The sequence below is a fragment of the Nocardia sp. NPDC003979 genome (assembly GCF_053605015.1).
Genome location: NZ_JBSGIJ010000023.1, coordinates 46,046 through 66,130, shown reverse-complemented (window position 1 = coordinate 66,130; position 20,085 = coordinate 46,046). Strand labels below are relative to the sequence as shown.

General features: G+C 62.6%; 22 protein-coding genes. 8 read left to right on the top strand and 14 right to left on the bottom strand.

Going from position 1 to position 20,085, the window contains the following annotated elements:
- The first annotated feature begins 442 nt into the window (after window positions 1-442).
- Window positions 443-592, top strand: coding sequence for a hypothetical protein (locus ACWEVR_RS29960; RefSeq protein WP_452469681.1), 150 nt, complete (start codon window positions 443-445; stop codon window positions 590-592).
- Window positions 593-1,265: 673 nt separating this feature from the next.
- Here the strand turns inward: ACWEVR_RS29960 and ACWEVR_RS29955 are convergent.
- The 8 genes from ACWEVR_RS29955 to ACWEVR_RS29920 form a co-directional block, all read right to left on the bottom strand.
- The gene (locus ACWEVR_RS29955; protein ID WP_452469680.1) at window positions 1,266-1,724 is read right to left on the bottom strand and encodes a GNAT family N-acetyltransferase; all 459 of its coding nucleotides are present in this window, start codon (window positions 1,722-1,724) and stop codon (window positions 1,266-1,268) included.
- A gap of 2 nt (window positions 1,725-1,726) precedes the next feature.
- On the bottom strand, window positions 1,727-2,218 hold the full coding sequence (locus ACWEVR_RS29950; RefSeq protein WP_452469679.1) for a hypothetical protein: 492 nt from the start codon (window positions 2,216-2,218) through the stop codon (window positions 1,727-1,729).
- A gap of 353 nt (window positions 2,219-2,571) precedes the next feature.
- Window positions 2,572-3,036, bottom strand: a complete 465-nt coding sequence (locus ACWEVR_RS29945; protein WP_452469678.1) for a hypothetical protein — start codon at window positions 3,034-3,036, stop codon at window positions 2,572-2,574.
- A 50-nt stretch (window positions 3,037-3,086) separates the two neighbouring features.
- Entirely contained in the window at window positions 3,087-3,437 is a 351-nt protein-coding gene (locus ACWEVR_RS29940) for a hypothetical protein (RefSeq protein ID WP_452469677.1), read from the bottom strand.
- Window positions 3,438-3,907: 470 nt separating this feature from the next.
- Window positions 3,908-4,636 carry a DUF6338 family protein gene (locus ACWEVR_RS29935; RefSeq protein ID WP_452469676.1) on the bottom strand — a complete coding sequence of 243 codons (729 nt, stop codon included), beginning with the start codon at window positions 4,634-4,636 and terminating at the stop codon, window positions 3,908-3,910.
- Window positions 4,637-4,663: 27 nt separating this feature from the next.
- The gene (locus ACWEVR_RS29930; RefSeq protein WP_452469675.1) at window positions 4,664-4,825 is read right to left on the bottom strand and encodes a hypothetical protein; all 162 of its coding nucleotides are present in this window, start codon (window positions 4,823-4,825) and stop codon (window positions 4,664-4,666) included.
- 80 nt (window positions 4,826-4,905) lie between these two features.
- Entirely contained in the window at window positions 4,906-5,355 is a 450-nt protein-coding gene (locus ACWEVR_RS29925) for a hypothetical protein (protein WP_452469674.1), read from the bottom strand.
- A 1,420-nt stretch (window positions 5,356-6,775) separates the two neighbouring features.
- Entirely contained in the window at window positions 6,776-7,864 is a 1,089-nt protein-coding gene (locus tag ACWEVR_RS29920; protein WP_452469673.1) for a PD-(D/E)XK nuclease family protein, read from the bottom strand.
- A gap of 501 nt (window positions 7,865-8,365) precedes the next feature.
- On the opposite strand from ACWEVR_RS29920, the gene ACWEVR_RS29915 reads away from it, so the two are divergent.
- On the top strand, window positions 8,366-9,628 hold the full coding sequence (locus tag ACWEVR_RS29915; protein WP_452469672.1) for a hypothetical protein: 1,263 nt from the start codon (window positions 8,366-8,368) through the stop codon (window positions 9,626-9,628).
- Between the two features lie 156 nt (window positions 9,629-9,784).
- On the opposite strand, the gene ACWEVR_RS29910 is transcribed toward ACWEVR_RS29915, so the two are convergent.
- The gene (locus ACWEVR_RS29910) at window positions 9,785-11,302 is read right to left on the bottom strand and encodes a UvrD-helicase domain-containing protein (RefSeq protein ID WP_452469671.1); all 1,518 of its coding nucleotides are present in this window, start codon (window positions 11,300-11,302) and stop codon (window positions 9,785-9,787) included.
- Window positions 11,299-12,903, bottom strand: coding sequence for an ATP-dependent nuclease (locus ACWEVR_RS29905; protein ID WP_452469670.1), 1,605 nt, complete (start codon window positions 12,901-12,903; stop codon window positions 11,299-11,301). The genes ACWEVR_RS29910 and ACWEVR_RS29905 overlap by 4 nt, the downstream gene beginning before the upstream one ends.
- 1,275 nt (window positions 12,904-14,178) lie before the next feature.
- On the opposite strand from ACWEVR_RS29905, the gene ACWEVR_RS29900 reads away from it, so the two are divergent.
- The 4 genes from ACWEVR_RS29900 to cas6 all read left to right on the top strand — a co-directional run bounded on the left by ACWEVR_RS29900 (window position 14,179) and on the right by cas6 (window position 16,482).
- The gene (locus ACWEVR_RS29900) at window positions 14,179-14,415 is read left to right on the top strand and encodes a hypothetical protein (RefSeq protein ID WP_452469669.1); all 237 of its coding nucleotides are present in this window, start codon (window positions 14,179-14,181) and stop codon (window positions 14,413-14,415) included.
- 249 nt (window positions 14,416-14,664) lie between these two features.
- Window positions 14,665-15,057 (top strand): DUF6941 family protein, encoded by a 393-nt coding sequence (locus tag ACWEVR_RS29895; RefSeq protein WP_452469668.1) that lies wholly within the window; start codon window positions 14,665-14,667, stop codon window positions 15,055-15,057.
- Window positions 15,058-15,291: 234 nt separating this feature from the next.
- Window positions 15,292-15,624: a DUF2283 domain-containing protein gene (locus ACWEVR_RS29890; RefSeq protein ID WP_452469667.1), complete on the top strand. Its 333-nt coding sequence runs from the start codon at window positions 15,292-15,294 to the stop codon at window positions 15,622-15,624.
- 477 nt (window positions 15,625-16,101) lie between these two features.
- Window positions 16,102-16,482, top strand: coding sequence for a CRISPR system precrRNA processing endoribonuclease RAMP protein Cas6 (gene cas6 / locus ACWEVR_RS29885; RefSeq protein ID WP_452469666.1), 381 nt, complete (start codon window positions 16,102-16,104; stop codon window positions 16,480-16,482).
- A gap of 616 nt (window positions 16,483-17,098) precedes the next feature.
- Here cas6 and ACWEVR_RS29880 read toward each other — a convergent pair.
- Together ACWEVR_RS29880 and ACWEVR_RS29875 are read right to left on the bottom strand one after the other, a co-directional pair.
- Window positions 17,099-17,965, bottom strand: a complete 867-nt coding sequence (locus ACWEVR_RS29880; protein ID WP_452469665.1) for an abortive infection family protein — start codon at window positions 17,963-17,965, stop codon at window positions 17,099-17,101.
- Between the two features lie 84 nt (window positions 17,966-18,049).
- Window positions 18,050-18,433: a deazapurine DNA modification protein DpdA family protein gene (locus ACWEVR_RS29875; protein WP_452469664.1), complete on the bottom strand. Its 384-nt coding sequence runs from the start codon at window positions 18,431-18,433 to the stop codon at window positions 18,050-18,052.
- 134 nt (window positions 18,434-18,567) lie between these two features.
- On the opposite strand from ACWEVR_RS29875, the gene ACWEVR_RS29870 reads away from it, so the two are divergent.
- Together ACWEVR_RS29870 and ACWEVR_RS29865 are read left to right on the top strand one after the other, a co-directional pair.
- Window positions 18,568-18,768 (top strand): hypothetical protein, encoded by a 201-nt coding sequence (locus tag ACWEVR_RS29870; RefSeq protein ID WP_452469663.1) that lies wholly within the window; start codon window positions 18,568-18,570, stop codon window positions 18,766-18,768.
- Between the two features lie 202 nt (window positions 18,769-18,970).
- The gene (locus tag ACWEVR_RS29865) at window positions 18,971-19,342 is read left to right on the top strand and encodes a hypothetical protein (RefSeq protein WP_452469662.1); all 372 of its coding nucleotides are present in this window, start codon (window positions 18,971-18,973) and stop codon (window positions 19,340-19,342) included.
- A gap of 26 nt (window positions 19,343-19,368) precedes the next feature.
- Here ACWEVR_RS29865 and ACWEVR_RS29860 read toward each other — a convergent pair whose 3' ends face one another.
- Together ACWEVR_RS29860 and ACWEVR_RS29855 are read right to left on the bottom strand one after the other, a co-directional pair.
- A complete protein-coding gene (locus tag ACWEVR_RS29860; protein WP_452469661.1) occupies window positions 19,369-19,629 on the bottom strand; it encodes a hypothetical protein in 261 nt (86 codons plus the stop codon).
- Window positions 19,630-19,821: 192 nt separating this feature from the next.
- On the bottom strand, window positions 19,822-20,046 hold the full coding sequence (locus ACWEVR_RS29855) for a hypothetical protein (protein WP_452469660.1): 225 nt from the start codon (window positions 20,044-20,046) through the stop codon (window positions 19,822-19,824).
- Window positions 20,047-20,085: the final 39 nt, after the last annotated feature.

The following is a 20,085-nucleotide window of genomic DNA, read 5'->3' as shown; positions in this document are numbered from 1 at the left end:
CGCCGCCCTTTTCGCGGCCGCCGGGCCGAGCCTGCTCCGACGAATTGAACACTGACGACCCCGATCGAATCCACCCGCCCACCGCAAAAGTATTGCGCGACAACAGGTCCGTCAAGCCGCAGCACCCGCAGACCGAGTGATGTCTGCGCGCTACCCGGGACCGCATGTCCGCGACGGTGATATCCGTGGCTCTCTGTACGAGCGCCGTCACCTGCGAACGCCGTACCTCCTGGACGCCCAGGAGCGAATGTACAGCAGCGCCGGGCCTCGCGGCTCGGCGAGAATCTCAACGGTCTCCTGCAACGCCACCAACCGCTTGCCGACCGCAGCACCGGGCCTCGCGGCTCGGCGAGAATCTCAACGGCCTCGCTGGGCGGGGCGGGTTTGGGGGTGCGCCGCAGCGCCGGGCCTCGCGGCTCGGCGAGAATCTCAACGGGCAGCAGTGGAAGGACATCCGCAGGGAAGTCCAGGGCAGCGTCGGGTCTCGCGGCTCGGCGAGAATCTCAACGTGTTGGTGCTGTGGCGCCTGGCGATCCCGCGTGGGCAGCGCCGGGCCTCGCGGCTCGGCGAGAATCTCAACGGCGACTGGTAGCAGCACCTGGCCGAGATCCCTCGCAGCGCCGGGTCTCGCAGCTCGGCGAGAATCTCAACGGCCGTCGCCGTCGATCTGCAACGCGAACGCCAGGGCAGCGCGGGGCCTTGCGGCTCGGCGAGAATCTCAACCAGACTTCTGGCGTGGCGCGCATCGTGGGGATTCTTGCTCGGGCAGGTCGCGGGCACGGCGGGGTCTTGGCCGGGCTGGCTTGCTAGGCATCATTGATGCCCTTCCTCTGCGAGTGGGGCACTTTAGGGCGGCCTGGCGTGTCCGAGCTGCAGTCTCGCGATCACAGCTTCGTTAGGCCGCCCGACCTGTGTGATGCATCAAGGGTGGGCCGGTCGTAAATGGGGACACATGGGCGTGTGGTTGGGTCGGTTGGCTCACTAGCGCCACGACCGTCGTGTCTGCGACCCGGCGACCATCGCCGCGGTCCGTCTCTTGAGCCGTCATTCCGGGGGTTTGGGTGATCGTCTCGCCGAGGAGAGCCGCCCTTGATGATCGAGATACATTGGTACCTGTTTCATCAGTGCCCTGCTGTTCGCCAATGGGACCAGTGAAGCCGCCAATCGTGGTTGGCGCTTTGTGGCGGAGATGCGGTTGCCAGGTGCATGGGTCTGTTCGGACGACCGAGGACGTCGGGTACCTGCCGCGCGGGTCGATCGACCGGCTACTTCGTCTGGATGAACAGCGGCCGGTGGAACTGGGGTCCCTCGGGGTGGTCGAATCGCCTCCATCCCAGCGAAGCCCAGAATTCGTTCGCTTCTTCGCTGTAGGCGAAGAGACGCCGGTCAGAATGCCGGTTCTCCAACGCGCGCACCGCCTGGGTGCCGATACCGCGGCCTCGGGCTTCGGCAGCTACCTCGATGAACTGGATTTCCAGCCGCTCCAGCCCGAGGGCGGGTACCCCCGCGTACTCCGGATTGATGCCGCCGGGATCATCGAGCTCAACCCGGGCCACCTCGACGCTGTCCTCCAACACCTGTACATACCAGGGGCTTTCCTCGCTGTACGGACTCGCCGTGTCCCACCAGTGCTCGTTCTCATAGACGACCGTGCGATCGAACGGCGGGATCCACGAGTACTTGCTCGCGTTGCCGCGGCGAAGGTCGATGAACTGCAATGCCACGGTCAGTCCTGCAATTCGTACGGCACCAACGAGAAGTAGCGATCGAACTCGTCGTGCCCGGAGACCCGATCCAGCAGCCCCGCCACAGCGAGGTCGTAGCGAGTGATCTTCAGCCCCTGGTGGCCGCTACCGAGCGGCAGGATAGCCCGGGCGCCGTCCACATAGACATAGTTCACCCGATCCACCAACGACCCGCGCCAGAAGAAGTCGGCGAGGCTGATCTCGCGAATCTGCGAGTCGGGGAAACTTTCCGACCACTCGAACGCCAGGCTCTGGTCGCGCTGGCTCTCGGACATCCCATAGGCGATGGTGAGGTCGATGTCCGGGCGGTAGACGGCGATCTCGGAGTGAGTGTCGTGTTCGAGGCCGGAGCTATCATTGGGGCCGGTCCAGGCGCCGAAGCGGTCGCGGTAAGTGGGTCCCAGGTTGGTGATTCGGTGCCAGTCGCTCGGAGCGGAGCTGGCGATTATGGTGCGGAGTTCGTCGAGCCTCATTGTGCCCTCTCGGTATCGCTGGCCGCGGGTACTGTGCCGTGGCGTGCAACCAGGGTAGAAGCGAGGACCGACAACCCAGTCGACGACCGGTAGAACCACCTTCGGGCGAGTAGCGTCCTGTCCGAGAAGTCTCGCGGCGTGGCGGATCATCGCCAACTCAGTTTCGGGTTCCGGTATTCGACAGCGAGCCGCACGCGGCACCATGAATCGATCGATGGTTTGCCCGGACGCAGGTCGTCGATGTCGTCTTGGCGCAGCCACTTTGACTCTCTCGCCTCATCGTCCCGTGGCCACACCCTTTCCCACGGTGGTCCGCAGCGTTGAAACGTACCGGTCATCAAGCAAGTCGTAGCCTACTTCCGATTACACAATCCGACGTTGGCGATACCGTACGGGCCGGTGCCATCTCGACCGGAAACGATCGCGCGGGCGATACCGTCGGCACCGGGTTCGAGACGGGTGTCGACAAGTATCGGCTCGCCGCCGGACCCGCTGATATCGACTCGCGATGGAGTGCAGTCGGGCCAGGCGGCGGTCTCATCGCGTGAGCGGACATCGACTGTCCACACCGACCGCGCAACCATCCGGTCGCACCGCGACATCTCGCCAGCCTCGAATCTCACGACATGACGGAAAGGTCGTCCCTGCGTGATCGCAGCGATCACCGGGTCGAGAACTTCGCCCTTGGCTGACATGCTGCTTCTCTGCACTTTGCAAGTCGAACCCGAGATTTTCATTCCGACCACGGGGTTGGCTGGGCGCAGAGCCATCGACATCGACACCCAGGCACCCGCCCAGCCTCGCAGGGTCGGGGCCATGCGCGTTCGTCCCGCGCTATGCGCCCTCACGACACTCGTATTGACTGAAGTCAGCTGTGTCGCCATCGAAAGTGTCGCCACCGGTGACCGTCCTCGATGGAAGTGCCGATGTCCTCGATCCCGGTGACCTTGACGATAGCCGACAGGCTACGCGTGTTGTCGTCACGGATGCAGACGTGGAAAGCCTCCGCAGCCGCGACTATTGGCTGCTCACACGCGGCCACCTTGGCTGCACCCGCGTATCCCCGGCCCCACAAGGCGGGATCCACCAGCGTGGAGAAGGATATCCACGGCCCTGTCGGCTCACTGAACGACTCGTTCGGCGAGAACACCTCCGGCCGACGCCACCTCGACAGCTCAGCGGAGATGAACGCCACCGGCCGCTGATTGTCGAAGCCCACCCAGCTGTATACCGCCTGTATACCGCCAGGCAGTCCGGGAGCCGGATCTCGGGTCGCAGCGTTCGTATCACCGATAACGCCATCATCGCCTGTGACGCGTGGGCGGGCATCAGTTCGTGACTAGCCCAGCCAAACACCCGGGTCTGAGTCTCGAGATCGCAGGCTGCCCACTCACGCAGCGTCAAACGCGCGGGACTTCTTCTCATCCGAGAACCCTAATCCGGATCCGTAGCTGCACAACGACACTGGCCGCCGATGACGATCAAGACTCGAGGATGGCCGTGCGTAGTCTGCCCGGCCAAGACTGCGACCACTCGATATGCCGCGGGGCTGTCGAGTCGCACCGTCGCCGAGCTGCTCCCGTGCGTCGATCTTCCCAATACGGAGCAGTCCGGGCAGTGACGACGGCAATCCTTCTGTGCGTCGGTAGCGAATACCGGCTGCGGTGCCTACGACAGTGGAACCTGCTGCTATCCCGTCGTCCCTTCGGCTGGCGCAGTAGTCGGGACCTCGGCGGGTGAGGGTGGTGTTGGGTTCGTTGGTGCGGTCGCGGGCTCGTAGGACACGGCGATCGAGACGATCTCTGATCCGCGCAGGATCACGTACTGCCACTTGTCCGGCATCCGCATCAGATTGCGTTTTCCCTGTGCATCGCGATGGATCGGTTTGCACATGATCGGCGGTTGCAGCACCAATTCGCGGTCCGAGACCTCCATGTCCGGGGAGAAGTCGAGCAGGCAGCCGGACCAGATAGTGCCGTCGGTAAGGACAGCGCGCACGTGGACCAGCGCGTCGTCTGGCCGGTGTTCCTTGAACGCGCGGTGCCACGCCGATTCGTAGAAGACCTTGTCTTTTTCGCCGCGGTAGACGACTACGGTAAGCAGCCAGGCGAAGAACAGCGCAAGGACCGCAATGACGATCATGGTGGCGCCGACGCGCACTAGGTTGTTAGCGATGTAGGTGCTGGGCTGTTTGATCATGGCCGAAGGCACCGGAAACGGCTTCCAGTCCCACCAGCTAAACAGTCCTGCGCAGAGCAGGATCGTCATCAATGCCACGACGCTGCACCCCGTGGAAACGAGCGCGACCCGGGAGATCTCGCCAAAGGTACTCTCTCTGCGCGGGACCTTCCTGTATGCGCTGATCCAGTCGAACAACAGCCCTGGAGCGATGAACAGAAAGAACGCGAGGATCGTCAACCAACTATTCGGGGTCACCTCCACCGCCTAGTCGTCGATTTCGCCCCACGCTTCCTCGCTGTCCTCCTCGCGTTGCGTCTGGATATTGAGCTGAGGTTCGGGGCCGCTCAAGGTCTCGAACGACTTCTCAAAATGCCCGGAGCCACGAACGGACTCCGGTTCACGCTGATCATCATTGGAACGCCTCATCGACCAACCTCAATCCGGCATCGAGCGGTGTAGAAAGCCCAGATCAACAATGCTACTGCTCCAGGTCGCCCCTGCATGAGCTAGGCGCGGCGCGTCGTCGAACTCACCATGGTTCGTGCCGTCGTCCCCGACGGTGCCGCGACATCGCCCACGGCACCTGCGACGCCCTGTACGCCGGTCGACTGGGCAGAACCGTGAGGGTGGCCAGCCTGTTCGGCAGCGGTGGCGAGGGCCCGCTCGGCTTCGAGCCGGATGCCCTGCATGGTGACGAAGACGAAGGAGTCGAACGGTCCACGCGGCGGGCTGGTGTGGATCGGGTCGATGCTGTGCAGGATTGTCGCGCATCTGATCCGTTCCTGCGGTCTACTTGCCGTGGCAGATGACCCTTGCGCGGGCGCCGACGAGTACGAGGCCGCGCGTCTGGCCTTCCAGTCCTCGCGCTCGACTCCAGCGTGCCCGAACGAGCCACCGATACGGACTCCTGAGTGGGTGGGTGTGATGTCGGCCCATGGAACGAGGGGAACCGCCAAGGGCGGAAGGGCGGGTTATCCAGCGCCAGGCAGACGTCGGCCCTGGTAGATGGCAGGGTCCGAAGCGTCGTCCCTTTCCGCTGAGCGGGCTGGCTTCTCTATCCGAGTAGTGGTGATCACAGAAGAGGTTGGGGCACAACAGAATTGACTACCATCACCGTGATGGTGTGGGGCGGGGACCGCAGACCCCAACCCACACCGTCGCCACCCGCAGGTCCCGACCGAATCGGCACGTGCTTGGCGGCTCGTGAAGCGCGCCGTCGAAATCTGGGGAACCTCGCAGAACTAGGCCTGGGGATCTTCAGCTTGAGGTTTGTGGTCTCTGCCACGCCAGGGCATCCGTTGGGTACGTAGGTGCCAGAGCAGGCGCAATCGGGCCCCGAGAGAGGTCCACCTGGCGCCGGTTTACGTCTACTCGAAGCTACCGGAAAGTGCCCAAAACTACTGGTAGATCGGGACTTTGGTGCGCGCCGCAGCCTGGTTGCTTCCCATCGTTTCCCGCTGTTTCCGGTTATTTCTGTGTGATTAATGTGTGTTGGGTCGAGTACTGCGGATGCAACTTTGCTGCGTTTTCGAGAAGCCGTTAACTGCGCCCGTGCTCGGTCGGTGTCGTGACGATGCACCGGCGGGCTGCTCGATGGACGGCTAGGGTGCTGTGACACTGCGGCATGACGGTGGCTGCTTGGGGGTGTATGTGGAAGCGGATGCTGGTCTGCCGCGTTGGTGATTTCCGCTTCGGAGCGGTCAAAAGTGAACGAAATTTGGCTGGGTGGTCTGCAAACGTGCAGGTCGCCTGTGTGCTCCGTGCGTGAGTGGAGATGGGCTCGGTCCGACCAGGATCCCGAAGCTGGCCTCACTTCTGGGTCAGCGACGTCGAAGCCCGCACAGAGCTCATCGAAAGATCCCAACCTCACCATTCCAGCCATCCTCGGTCGAATCCAGTACCGCTGTGACGATCCCGCTACTGCCCGCGACTTTCACCGCCTACTGTCCCCTGCCCTATGCACGGGTATCGGCCGCTACACGGCGCGAGGGTTAGGTGTCGTGACCGTCTCGCACTCCGGTCATGATGTGTATCACTCCGAGGTGGTGAGCGGAGGCCGAAAACCGCCGAGGCCTGTGCAAGTCTCCCACCAGCACGAACGTGGTGAAATCGGTTCGGAATGTGCTCTGGGTGGGGTTGTCGGAAGGCGGTCTGTGCAGCAACGTGGAAACGTTGCAGGTCGGGGGAGGTGATTTGCGGGTAGGGTAGCTGGAGCGGTCTCGCCCGATTGGCGAATGGAAACGGTCAGTTGTCGTCCGGCCTACTATCACAGCGTCGGACCTGACCGATGTGGCGGCGCTGGAGGCAACGGTGCGGCGATCGTCGGAGACCTCGATGGTGGGACCATCCCAGGCGTTGGGGCCGCGATTCCGAGAATCAGTGTGTCGCAGCGTATTCGCGTGCGTGGTAAGTCAGTCGCGTGCACATCTCGGCCAGCTCGACGTATGAGGTGTGCGGCTGGATCGGTCGGTATCGGTAGACGAAGTCGGGCTCGTAGCCAAGCCAGGGCAAGTTGCGCCCGGAATACTGTCCGAGGCGATGGTCGGCGTCGGTGACAACTTCGAAGTCGAAGTAGTCGCCAAAATTCTTCTGCACCAGGTGTTCGCGCGCGGTACGACGGCCTTTCCACGGGCCACCAGCGGTGTCGCTGAGTACCACGCTTATCCGCAGTTGCCCGCCCTGGTATTGCCAGCCGAACCGGTGTTTGCTCAACCCTTCCGTGGAGAACTCGACCTTACCGTGTGTGTTCGAGAAGCCGACGCCGACGCCGACTTCGGAGCCGACTTCGGCGGCGATGAGGGTGGACAATCCGGAGATCCGCAACTTCTCGACCAGCGGGAGCACGCGGGCCGCATCCAGGGCTTGCCTGCAAGGTGGCGGTAGCAAGACTGGTTGATCCATGTCATGCGCGACGTCGTAGTCGTCGCGGACTGTGAGCAACAGCGTGATCAGGCGGCTGTAGCGCTCGATGAGGTCGGCGTCGAAGCCGCGGCCGCTCTCGCGGAGGATCTCAGCGGCAACGTTGAGCGGGGCGACGAGTTCGCTGTAGTCGACATACCGCCACGGAGATGGAAGCGCGAAGGTGGGCCTGATCAAGGAAAGGAGCGCGTAGACGACCTCGTCGGTGCGCAGCCGCTGTGGGGCCTTCTCATAGTAGTCGCTGAGCTGGTCAGCGTGTGGCAGCGAATGGAGCTTGTTCTCCACTACGAGCTTCCCGCAACCCATGCCGCTGTCCACGAACAGATCCCAGTGCCGGTACTCGCGTTCGACGGTTGTCGAATACACGTCCGATTGCGGCGCTAGGATGCCGAACACCTCGCGCAGGAGCGGACTGGCGGCGTCCGGGGCGTTTTGGATCAGCCAGTACAGCATGTTGGTGTGGAACAGCTCCTGCCCAGCGGTGGCCAGTTGGTAGAGCGGATCGGCGGCCAGGAGTGCAACCGCAGGCGATCTGATGACATCCATCGAGCCCGCCTTTCAGTAACCGCAGCTCGGAGGGTGCGGCCAGCATACGCCTTGCGTACCAACAGCATCCGCTGCGGCAGGTGAGCAGCGGTGGTATGGCAAGCGGGGAGAGGTGCCTCGGCAAGAGCCAGTCCGCCGCTGCTTATTCTTCGTCCTTGGCGGTCGCAGGTGATAGCTGGTCCAGCTTCGGTATCGGAGCCTGGATCGTTCGGATTCGGGCAGAATTGCGCGGGCGCCGGTGCCAGGGCGCGGGCGGGGCCGGATTCTTTGATGCACTGATCAGGGTGTAGGAGTCCGATCCGACGGATCGGACTCATGCGACTCGTCCTGAGCGTTTGACCTGCTAATTACTTTGGCTCCGCTGCTGACGCTGTATTGGACGGCCGCCTGAGCTCCTGTGCTCACGGCCTGAAAACATCACATCACGACCACGAGTCAACCGAACCCAGTCAGTCCAGTGCTTTCGATTGTGATGGCGTCGGGGCGTGACAGACTCGGCGTATGGTGCTCAACATCAGGTTGCGTTCTCGCTGGACGTTCACGGCCGAGGAGTCCGCGACCGATGCACTCGGCCGCCGGTGGGCGGGCTATGACCCGCAGGTCAGTGAGCAAGTGTTGTGGAAGCACAATCGTGGACGGTGGAAGCTGGCCGAGAAGAATCTCGACGAGCAGCGCTATGCGACCTTCTCCTTCGAGGGCGTGGTCGTGGCCGTATATCGCCTCCAGGGGTATGAGCGGGTGGCCGACGCGGTTCCAGGGGTGGAGAAGATCGCGTTGATCGGACGGCCGTTGGGTGCGGACGATCGAATCTACCGTGCCCTAATCGGATCTCCGGTGCCGACTCTCGGCCAGAATCCGGTGCAGTATCTACCGGATCCGGATCCAGGTGCGGACGAGCTCGCGGTACGGCAGCGTGCGTTTCTGCTGACGTGGAATCCGATCGAGTACGAATGGCATCGGTATCGGGATGCCGTCGTGGAGACCGCTGCGGGTCGCGAGTTCGAGGAAGCGTGGAGTACCGGCAATCGGATCGGCGGCGTGGAGATGGGGGACCGCGTTTTTCTGCTGCGGCAGGGCGATTTCGGACGCGGCATCGTCGGCGCGGGCACTGTCGGAAGCAATATCTGGTCCGGTGGTCACTACGGCGCTGACGGCGGCGCCGCGAACTACGTCGATGTCGTCTGGGAGCACGTGGTCGACGTCGACGAACTGCTGCCGAAAACCACTCTCCAGCGGGAGATTCCGGAATACGGTTGGACCCCGCGGGCCAGCGGGAACGAGGTGCCGACCGATATCGTCGGAGCGCTCGAATCGTTGTGGTCCGAGCACATCGGCGGCATACGTGAAGAGGACGGCGCCGCGCGCGGCGGACAGGGCAGGGTGGCCGACGCCGTGCGTCGCCGACTGATCGAGAACGAGGCGCAGGATCGTCTTATGGCGCATTACCGCATGCTGGGCTGGACGGTGGTCGATACCCGCTACTCCGGTCCGTACGATGCCGTCGCGACCAAAGGGCCAGTCACGGTGTACCTGGAGGCAAAGGGGACGCAGTCCACGGGCGATTCGGTGTCGGTCACCCGGGGCGAGGTGGACCATGCCAGGAGGAATCACGGCCGCTGTGTCATGGGAATTCTGTCGGGCGTCCGGTTCGACAGTGCGGGGCAACTGGTCGACTCGTCTGGAACGTTTCGGGTAATTCCCTTCGATCCGGATTCGGGGATTCTCACACCGATTGATTTCATCTGGGAGCACGGACACAAGTAGGGCGCCCACGCCCTGGCCCGGGTGCTTCCGCCAGCCGGGCAGCAAGCCCTCGACACGAAGGTTGAACAGGGAGGGTCGGCCCGATACCTGCCAACGGCTTATCGCCTATGGTCGTGGTGGAAACCACGACGAAATACTGCTGCCCAGCAGGCAAAGTCAGCTCACTTCGACTGTCAGGAGGTGGGCTCGTGTGCATGCGACGTACAGTTTTCGATCGCTTTCGCGTTCGGGGTCTAGGCCGCGGGCGACTGCTTTACGCCAATCGTCGGACAGCCGTACGCCGACGGCGTTCCATTCGTTACCTTTGGCCTGGTGGGTGGTCAACGCAGGCACCGGGCGGCCGGGGTAAGCCAGTCGCTGCTGGATTCGCTTCAGTCCTTGGGTGTGGCTGGCGTGGGCGGGGCGCAATCGTCGCGGTGAGATCTGTGCGATGAGCCTTGACAGCTGGCCGTATGCCTCGATCACGGACTTCTTGTCATCACCGCCTTTGAGAGTTTCGGTGATCGCCTGAAGCTCGGCACCGATCTGCAGCGGGGTGTCACGATCGGAGATGGCGAGGGATGTCAGTGCGTCGTTGATGTAGATGGCGTTGAGATCGAGAATGTTTCGCGTGACGTAGTCGAGGACGAGCACGGTGGCCGCTTCTTCGATTCCCCCTTTAAAACCGTGGAAAGCGAGGGGCAACACGCCAGGGCCGAGTTCCCAGAGTTCTTTCCACCACGATGCGAGGACGACATCGAGCCCTGCGAGGTCAGTGGTGTGGCTGGCGATCGGAAGCCTCACCGGCTGGCGGGCACGGAGTTGTTCTGCGAGTCTAGCTTGGTCAGGGTGCTGCCAGCGAAACGATCGTGTCAGCTCCACGGTTTGGAAGCCGCGGCGTGTGAGCAGTGCAGACACGAGTGCGGGTTTGGCCCCGCGGAAGGCGTAGAGGGCTTGCCATCGATCTCCGACCAGCGTGACTTCGGTACCTGCTTCGATGGCAACGTCGATGATGGTGATGTCGAGGTCGTTGGCGTCGAACACCTCGTCCACGATCAGCGCGCGGGTTGTGGTGCTGAACCGCTCTCGGGCAAAGGCCAGGATGGCGGGGTCGTCGAGCGCCAACTGCAAGACGGTTCTGACATCGTCATGGGTGCATACACCGTTCTCGAGTTGAGGTATGCAGACCGTGGCAGGAACGGCTGAGCGTTCAGTCGGCCGGAATGCGCGTTGAATATGTATGTCACCGTTGGTGATTGAGATGGTATAGCTCGTACGGGTCCAAGCGACGGGCGCGAAGGATGACCAGCTGTCTTCGATGGTGAGCTGCGTGTGGTCATTGGGCCATCGGAGGAGTCCTACTCCCAGGAGTTCGTGGAGTAGTTCGTTCATGATCGTGTCGAGAGTTACAACTCGATGTGGCCATGCCATGACCTGCCGTCCCCACAGCCGTTGGATTCGGTGCGTCAGGGATCGTGTCGCCGCGCGCGTGAAACTCACTGCGACGACAGCACGAGGATCCATGCGCGAGTCGGCGGAGTACCTGGCAACGCCGAAACGGTGCGCCGAGACGGTGGTTTTGCCCGTGCCGGGGCCGGCTTCGACGAAGACCCGGTCGGACGCGGTTGCGGCGGCAAGAATTTGCTGATCGCTGAGCCCTGCGGTGTTCCGACTGACTGTGTCGGTGGTAGTCACGAAACCTCGACTGGCTCAGGGGTGGTCGGACCGACAGTGCTGTCAGTTGATTCGGCCTCCGGATCGTCGTCGGAAAGGTCGATGTCCGAAGTTCGTGCGACGGTGGCATAGAGGAAGTCGAGGACCTCCGCGATCGGTCTGGGGACAGTGACCTGGCCGCCTCTACGCCGGGTATCACGTACTACTCCGGCAAGGGCGAGAGCGAACTCGCCCTTGCGGCGCGTCGCGGGGCCAGCTGGTATCGGTGTGCAGTTCTTGGATGTTTTCGCGCTGCGGAACAACTCGTGGATTGCTTCTGCGGTGATGGGGCTCGGGAGATCGATTTGGAGCTCTGCGAGCGCGTGCCCGATCAAGTTCTCATTTCCGAGAGTGAGTTCAGGCTCGAGCGTCGGGTGGCTATGGGCTATCAGGACTCTGTCGGGGTCATGCTCGCGGGCCCAAACTGGTTGTGTGGGAGTTTCCTCGAACCTCAAATCGCTATCACGCAATACTGCGATGCGCCGGCACAGTTCGTGGTTCTTGGTGGCAAGAAGGCGCACCGCCCAGGCTCCCACCTTCGTTCCCATCGGCACGATGCTCAGTGCATCGACGAAGGCTTGCCTGTCCGTATCTTGCTTCGCCCAGACCCACCCTAGTTCGCGCACGACCGCAGCTTCGGTGACTCCTTCGACGAGCAGGACGCGCTCAGCGAACAGCGCCGCGGAGCGACTGGCGTCGAGGTGCAGGCGAGCTTTACGCAGAACCTCGTCCTTCTTTGTGAAAGGGATCGTGGACACGGCGCGAGACACGAGGCGTCCGTTGAGTTCGCGACGCACGACGACGAGTTCCTCGGGATCACAGGAGGTGATCACATCGGTTGCATGGCTGGACAGGACCACCTGCAACTCGGGGCGGCGTGCAACCTCGCGCCGCAGATACCGAACGAGAGAGTGCTGCAGCTGGGGGTGAAGGTGTGCCTCGGGCTCCTCGATAACCAAAGTGACATGGAAGGCGTCACTGGGAAAGAACGAGTCCTCAGCGCTTTCACTCTCCGCCAGGGACTGCCGTAGCCGGTCGTCAGCGCGTTGGAGGTCTGGCCCGTTGTTGATTTGATCCGGCGCGACGTCGATCCTCGGACGTGTTGAGAGCGGGTCCCCGTTCACGTCGTCATCAAGTTGGGCTCCGGAAGTCGCCGACGTTGCGAGCCCCGCGTCGGGGATCGCTGCGAGCGTGATTGCGATGTGGAGCAGGTTGACATAGCCAAGGCCCACCACATCGAGGGGAAGCGCGTGCTCGCGGCCTTCGAAGGCTGCAAGCATAAGCTCGAGAACACGGGCAAGGTAACGGTCATCGATGACCTGCCCGCGAATGTAAGGCCAGTTCCTGCCAACTCCGGCCGACAGCGCACGCAGATGCTCACCGACCCGGTTCTCCAGCGCTGTGAGTAGGCCATCGCTGGCAAGCATCTCCAACAGGCGGGAAGCGTTGGCGCGCAATGCGGTGAGGTCACGGCCGCGGCCGCGGTTCTGCTGCTGGGCCCGCAGCAGCTCGACGAGTATTCGCGCTTCGCGTCTGGCCAGCTCATCGAGCGGATTACGGGCGGCGGGCAAATAGATGAGCAACAACGAAGATTCGATAGAGCTAGTGCCGAGTGACTCGGCACGCACGCGTCCTAGATCGCGATGCAACGACCGAACCCAACTCGTGGCCACCGTTCCGGGCGCGACCCGCCCGCTCTGGGCCTGAAGTGTCTTGTCCAGTGGGCCTTCGTCGGTGGCGTCACCGGCAAACGAGTACTCAACACTGATCCTGCGATCGATTGGTCCGAGAGACTCCGCCACAGGTCGCAACAGGTGTGGAAAGGTCTTCCGGTGGCTAAGATATAGAGCTTCGCTCACGGTCGTTTTCCCAGCACCGTTTGCGCCGATCAAGACGCTGAATCGACCCGGCAAACTGACCTCTAGCTCACCATGTGCCGTCGCCCGAAGCCCCTGGACGTGCAGCCGACTCAGATGCATACTCGCTCCCCGATATGGCCGAACGCGGCGGTCACGACGGCTGGGATCTGTTGTACCTCAACACGATGCGCCTCTCGAATCCGTCATGGCATGTCGTCTGTAGTTCGGCGGTTCGTCCAGCACCTGACATCGGCTCCAGTCCAATTGCGTAAGAGTCGGTGGCGGCGAGCAAGAAGCTGACGAAGATGCGATCGAGTTATGTCTTGGCCGTCGGGAGACATGCGGGCGATATCGCGGCGTCGGCCGTCGGCCAGCGCGGCTCAGAAACCGACCCGGCCGCTGTCCTCAGTACGATCCGGTCAGTCAGTCCTGGAGGTCAACGGCGTTCCGCTGGTTAGTTGCAATGGGACTCGCGCGATGAGCCCGAAGATGTGGCGGGTGATGCTCGATCTGTGTACGCAGACCAACAGCCACCTCAATACCTGCTTCGAGCTCCCGGCGAAAGAGCCGGTGCGGCAGTTGATGGACAGGGTTTTGCGCTGGGTTCTGCCGATGAGGTCGGTCATGTCGCCCGCTGGGTGGTCAAGAATCTGTTGCTGTGCGCGCATCCCGCTGGTACATACTGCGTTCGCCGCTCGCCCCGGTGACAAGAAGAACGCCAGCATTCCGTGGCTGGACTACCCCGCCCAGATCGGAGTTGGAGTCTGGCCAGCTCCCTGATGATGTGTCGCTGTGGGTCGCGGTGACAGGACCTGATGGCGAAGCAGACCCGGTGTTCGAGGCGGTCTTTCTCAGCCACACCATGCGCCGCGATGGGCAAGGTGGCGAGGGACATGTGCGGAGCACCGCGTTCATTCTTCTCAGCACCGACCGGGTGGTGCAGTTCGAACTCGTTTTCACCCGCTGCATGATCTGTCCCACCCGTTCAGCGAAGCTGGGATGGTCGCCCGGCTGTGGCCGCACCCGCCGTCCGAGCTGGACCTGAGCACACACCCGGTGCTCGACTCCAGCACTCGCCTGTCCCAGGTGTTTCTCGACAGCGGTCTGTCGCACGGTCTCGGTGCGGGTCAGCGCAGCGTCGGCAACGGCTCGCCCTGGGAGGAATGGTGCATCGAGGAGAATTGGAACGAACCTGATCAGTTACCGAGCGGCTGGCGGTGGCCGCCGCAGATCTGAGTCTTTGCGGTCCTCGCGGCCTGGTCCAGATCGGCAAGCCGAAGGGATGGTGAGCGCGAACCGGCAGATCGAGGCAGAGGAGGTTGTCCTCTACCCGCTGGCTGCGGTCTGGCCGAGCATCCCGACTACCAGCCAGAGTGGTCCGACCGACCGAATGCAACACGCCGAAACACGCTCGGTGGGCGTGGGATTCGATAGAATGTGCCGATTGGCACCCCGATGGCACTTCGACTCCGTAGGGTCCATGAAGTGGCAGAACTGGACTATGCGTTCATCGCCGAGTATGCGACGGCGGAAAACGGCAAGCTGACGGTCGTTGGTGCCAGCTACATCTCGGTGGAAGCTGCGACCTTTCCCGCCGTTCACCTGCTATCCGTCGCGGGACGGGTCAGGGCCCCAGAGGGGACGGAGGCCGTCGAGTTGGGCTTCACGGTGACCAGTCCTGCGCCGAGCGTGCCAATCACCGCCAGCGGCGTGCTTACGCCAGACGAGACGACCGCAGTGTACGACGGCAAAATCGGGATTGTCTTTGCGATGTCCACCATGATTCAGGTCACGGCCCCGGGGCTCGTTGAGGTCGATATCGAGGTGGATGGAGCGGCGGCGCGGCACCTGGCATTCGAGGTCAAACACACATCGTGAACATCATTCTGACAAGACACGCGAAGAACCGGATGCGCCAGCGTGGCGTCGCTATTGGTGACATTGACAGGGCCCTACGCAACTGCGGGTGGGAGGGCCCGGGCGACGACGGCGGTGTTGCGCACCGCGGCCCCGGCCTCAATAACGATCCACTCAAGGTATGGACGTTAGCGTTCACCGATCACTGGGGGACCCTTACAGTGAAGTCAGTAGCTTGGAAGGGCAGGTGACGACATGGCGATCGTAGAAGTTCAAATAGACCACAACGCCGGCGCAGCCTACATCCAGCTGAGTGATGCGCTCGTCGACCGGACCGAAGAGGTCTCGGACAACATCCTGGTAGACCTCGACACGATGAACGTCGTGGTCGGGATCGAGGTGCTGAGCCTTACCGCACAGTTCCCGATCGAGAAGCTGAAGCGCGATTACCACATCCACTCCGACGTCGTCGTGATGCTGCAGGGAATCAGGCCGTCAGTATCCACATTCATGTCGTCGTTCAGCTCATCTGGCGGCCACACGAAGATGATGACGGAGATGGCCGCAGAAGAGCAGGCACCCTGCTGATCACGTAGCGCGTCGAGGCTTGACACGTTGCGTCTGCTGGTAGATTTACAGTGCGCGAGGAGTAGGCCATAGGCCCGCTCCTCGTTTGCGTTTCGGTGCACCCCCTGCGCCAGATCCTCGACTCCGACAGTCTGCGGCTGCCGGAGTCGAGTTGTACCGGAGCGGAGCAGCTCGGTAGCTCGGCGCCTAATAAGGCGCAGGTCGCAGGTTCAAATCTGCCTCCGGCATGAAGCAGCGCCACCTATTAGCAGTGGGTTCTCGACCAATCGCGCCTCACTGTGACAGATCCTTCCCCGATGTTTCTGGCCAGAATCCGGGCGACTAGATCCGTCAACTGGCGCGTTCTTCTGGCTGGAGTACAGCCCGCCGAACCGACTGCGGTGCACAGCGATTCCGGCGGTAGCTGACGGTGCTCGAGCATCGCTCCGATCTCCGTCAGCGGGCACGGCGGAATCCAGTGGGCCGCTCCTGGCGTCGATGCTGCACTATGCGGCCAGGCCATCGAGTTGGACGGTCCAGCTGTGGTGCTCGAACGGTGGGCGGCTCTTCGCCCCCTGGCCTGACCCGACCGCCGTAGCCCGATCCCTCACCAACCGCTGGAACACCCTCAACCCCAACCCTGACCAGCATCTCGACCAGGATCCCCGAAACTGGCGTCACCTCTGGGTCAGCGACATCGAAGCCCACACCGAGCTCATCAACGATCCCAACCTCACCATTCCAGCCATCCTCGGCCGAATCCAGTACCGCTGCGACGATCCCGCCACCGCCCACGACTTTCACCGCCTGCTGTCCCTTGCCGAATACGCGGGCATCGGCCGCTACACGGCGCGCGGGTTAGGGAATCGAGTCCAGTGAACGGCTGGGTCGGCATCGGTGGTTATCCGAGAAGCTCGATCGTTCGGGACTTTTGCGGCGCTCCTTGTCTTCGGTCACCGTCATCCTCTCCGTCTGCGGCCGCCTGGTCGCGCCACTCGATCCCCTCATCTAACTGTATCTAAAGCATCCATCCACGGCCGGGCTCCATCGGCGATCCATCCTCACCTCGCCTCGCGTCGCGCCCGGCGGCGTCCTCGGCGTCGTTTCGGGGGTTCAATACAGCCCAGGGCTGACATCGGACCCGTGGGGTGTTGATGCCGACCCTGGACTTTGGCGTTACGATCAGCCTATAAATCGGAAAGCGATTTCGACTATAATCTTAATAAGAATAGATCGAACGATATCCATCATATCGCGGCGACCGCCACGACGTTCTCTGTTGAGATTTGGTATAATCAATCATAAACAACTCCTTTCCCGTTGATACGTGGGATTGCGCAGAATGGCAATCCGTACCTTCAATTGTAACACGGATGGAGATTTTTCGTCGGCGGCCACAATTCTCCGTCGAATGTGCGAAACAGTTAATTCTTGGGTCGCTAGAATGATGCAAGACGAAGACCGCGCCGCTTTGAAATATGGGTTGGCGGCCCGGTCAGATCGCTGTTCGACCGTGCTGTCGGTCATGCAATGTGTCGAGCATGAATGCCGCCCACGCAATCGCGGAACGAGCGGCGAGGCGACCGTAGCGGAGGTCGAGCCCAGCTGGAAATTTGTCGTCGCCGTATCCGTGGGCATCACCGGCCTGATTGCGTAGATTCCGCAGAGCGGTGGTGAGTTCGGTCAGGCTGGTGACCACGGTGGCGAGTTCGTGTTCATATCCGATGGTGGTCGCGGGGTCGATTCCGAGCGCCTTCATCGCGCCCTTCACTTGCTTGGCGAAATTGTCGTTCGTGTAGGGCTGGCCGAGTTCGACCAGGACGGCTTTCGCGGTCGCCTCGATGAGGTTCTTCGATTTGCCGATGACTGCGCTGGGATCGCTCGACAGGCTGGACTCCATGCGTTGGAGTTCTTTCCGGAGCGCGGTCGGTGCGATCAGCTCATCGGATGCACTCAGTAGCCCGTGCACGGCTGCGGTCACATCACCGGCAGCGTCGTCGTTGATTCTGGTCGCAAGCAGCGCCCTGACCTTCTCGGCGCGAGCCTTGAAGTAGTCTCTTCGCTCGTTGTAGCTGGCGTAGTTCGCCCGAGCGAACTCCTCGCCGTCATGTAGGTCCTTCCAAGGGAAGGGATGGCGAATCCCTAACGGACGCAGGATCTTCGCCAGTTCACTGTGGTTCTTGCGGTAAGCACGAGGGTTGCCATCGCCACCCTTGGTGCTCACCGCGACCAAGGCACCGCACAACTGATCGATCAGATCGACCGCTTCGTGCATGTCATCGGCGTCAGGAGTCCACTCCTGCAGCTCGTCCCAATCGTCTTCCACCTTGAAAGTCTGGCCCATGACGGCGCGAGGCGACACCCGTTATTTCCTCGACCGACGTACCTCGGCGTCGATCGGGAGCGCGGCAAAGAGTGGGAGTCTGTTCGGGCGTGGTTCGTGTGGTCAGGTCGAGGAGGCGGCAGTTGCCCGAGAGGTCGCGCGCGCACTCAATGCCTCAACCGGAACTTCGCCTACCGGCTCCCGTGACTCGCCGATGGCGGTTGCAAACCGGTGGAGGGGGGCGAACAGCGACAGCTGGATCCCTACCGGGTGGGCGTGCTGTGCGTCGAGTGCGGTGAGCACGTGCGTACGCCATTGCAGGGCGAAGAGTCGGCAGTTGGCGCATGTGCGGTGTGAGCAGCCAGCTAGGGCTGGGGGAGTGGCGAGCGCGGAACGATCAGGCCATCGAGTCGGCGGAGTCGAGGAGTCAGCCGTAGGCGCCCTGGCCGAGGTCTTGATGCCGAAGCCGTGGATTCGTATGTGGGGCACCGCGTCAATGATGGTCACGATGATTTTGGCTGCTGGCGAATTTCGTCCTGCCGAACAGCCCTCCGTGCAGAATCGCCGGTTCACACGGCCATTCACTCGGCTTGCCGTGTGTAGGTGTCGACTTCAGACCCTCGATCGAGAGAGTCGAGTCGATGAATCTCCCGTCTGTTGTGATCGCCCTCGTCTTCGGGATGGTCGTTCTGTTTGCGATCGTGTGCGGCCTTGGCGCATCGATCATGATCAAGGCCAACGGCGATAGCGGTATGACTGCGGCATTGGGCGGCTTCGCTGCGACCAACGCCGCGTTGCTCATTGGATTCACCGAGATGTTCACGCTCGCGGCTGTGGTGTAGGACCTGGTGCGGACGGCGGCTAGCGATGGTGTGGCGGAGGACTTTCGAGCCGTGTGCCATACTGTGCTGAGGCGGCAGTCGTTGAGGATGGCGAAGATCTGAGGTTGTCGCTCAGGGTTAGTCGATGCTCGCTAGGCGCTAAATTCGACGGAAACCTGGGACCAGCCCACTCGCAGCCATAGCGCGTAAGAGCCGAGAGTAAGTGACTGGTTCGATTGGAACCGATCCCGACCTTGACCCATTTCGCTTGGGTCGTGAGTCGGTGTTCGGCGTGCCCTGGATTCGACTCCGGCCCCTTGTCGGAGAGTTGAAGTCGATGAACCTTACAACCCTTGAGGTTGTGTTGACCCTGCTGCTGGTCCTCGCTGTGGCGGCCATCTGCGGTTTGGTGACCTATATCGTGGCGAAGTCCAATCCGGCTGCCTCCCCCGCAACGACGACGCCGCCCAATCCGGGTGTCGTCTCCGGAACGACGACCGGTTCGGGTGACGCTGTTCTTCGTGGTTTCGCCGCGGTGGGAGCCGTGATCCTGATCGGGGTGGCGGTGATCGGCGTGATCGCGATGATGATCTGAGTCGCGAGCTGCGCAGGCGTGGCGGCTCAGCTGCCATGCCTGCTGGACAGCTGGATGATGTTGTCAGTGTAGGTCTCCTGGGTGAGTTCGGCGATGACCGCGCGCAGGGACTTGTTCCGCGCCGCGGTCTCGCCGAGCTGGGCTTCCAGTTCACGGATCCGCAGCTGAGCGTTGTCGAGTTGTCGTTGCAGCGCCGCGATATTCGGTGTGACCGGCCCGCTTCCGGCCGCCGCCCTGAACTCGGCGACGAGGTCGCCGTGGTGCTCGTAGAGTCGTTGGCGCCCCATGCCAGGCCTCGGTCGCGGGGGTGGAAACGGAGAGGCTGCCGCTGCTGCGTTGCGCCGTGCCCGCGATGAGCCGGTCGGCCGCGGCGTTGATCTCGCCTCGCTCCTTGTCTCGGCGGGCATGAGAGTTGTTGTGCTGCATTGTCGTGTCTCTCATTCCGGACGGCTCGTTTCGTGTCGGAGGACCGCTAGCTCTCAGGTGGTCATGCGCTCGCTGAGGCGGTGACGCAGAGGGGTGGGGATCCCTAGCGTGGCCAGGTCGTCCTGCAACACGGTGATGTGCCGATTCAGCTGGGTGATGTCGCGGTCGGTGTAGGTGATATTGCTGCAACTGGACCGGCAGCGCGGCCAGGCGGGCGCGGCGCCGGGGTCGGTGGTGGCGCAAGCGGCCGTTTCCGGTCGCCAGACGCAGGTCAGCATTGCTGTCCGATGCCAGTTGACGTGACGTAGCACTCGGGC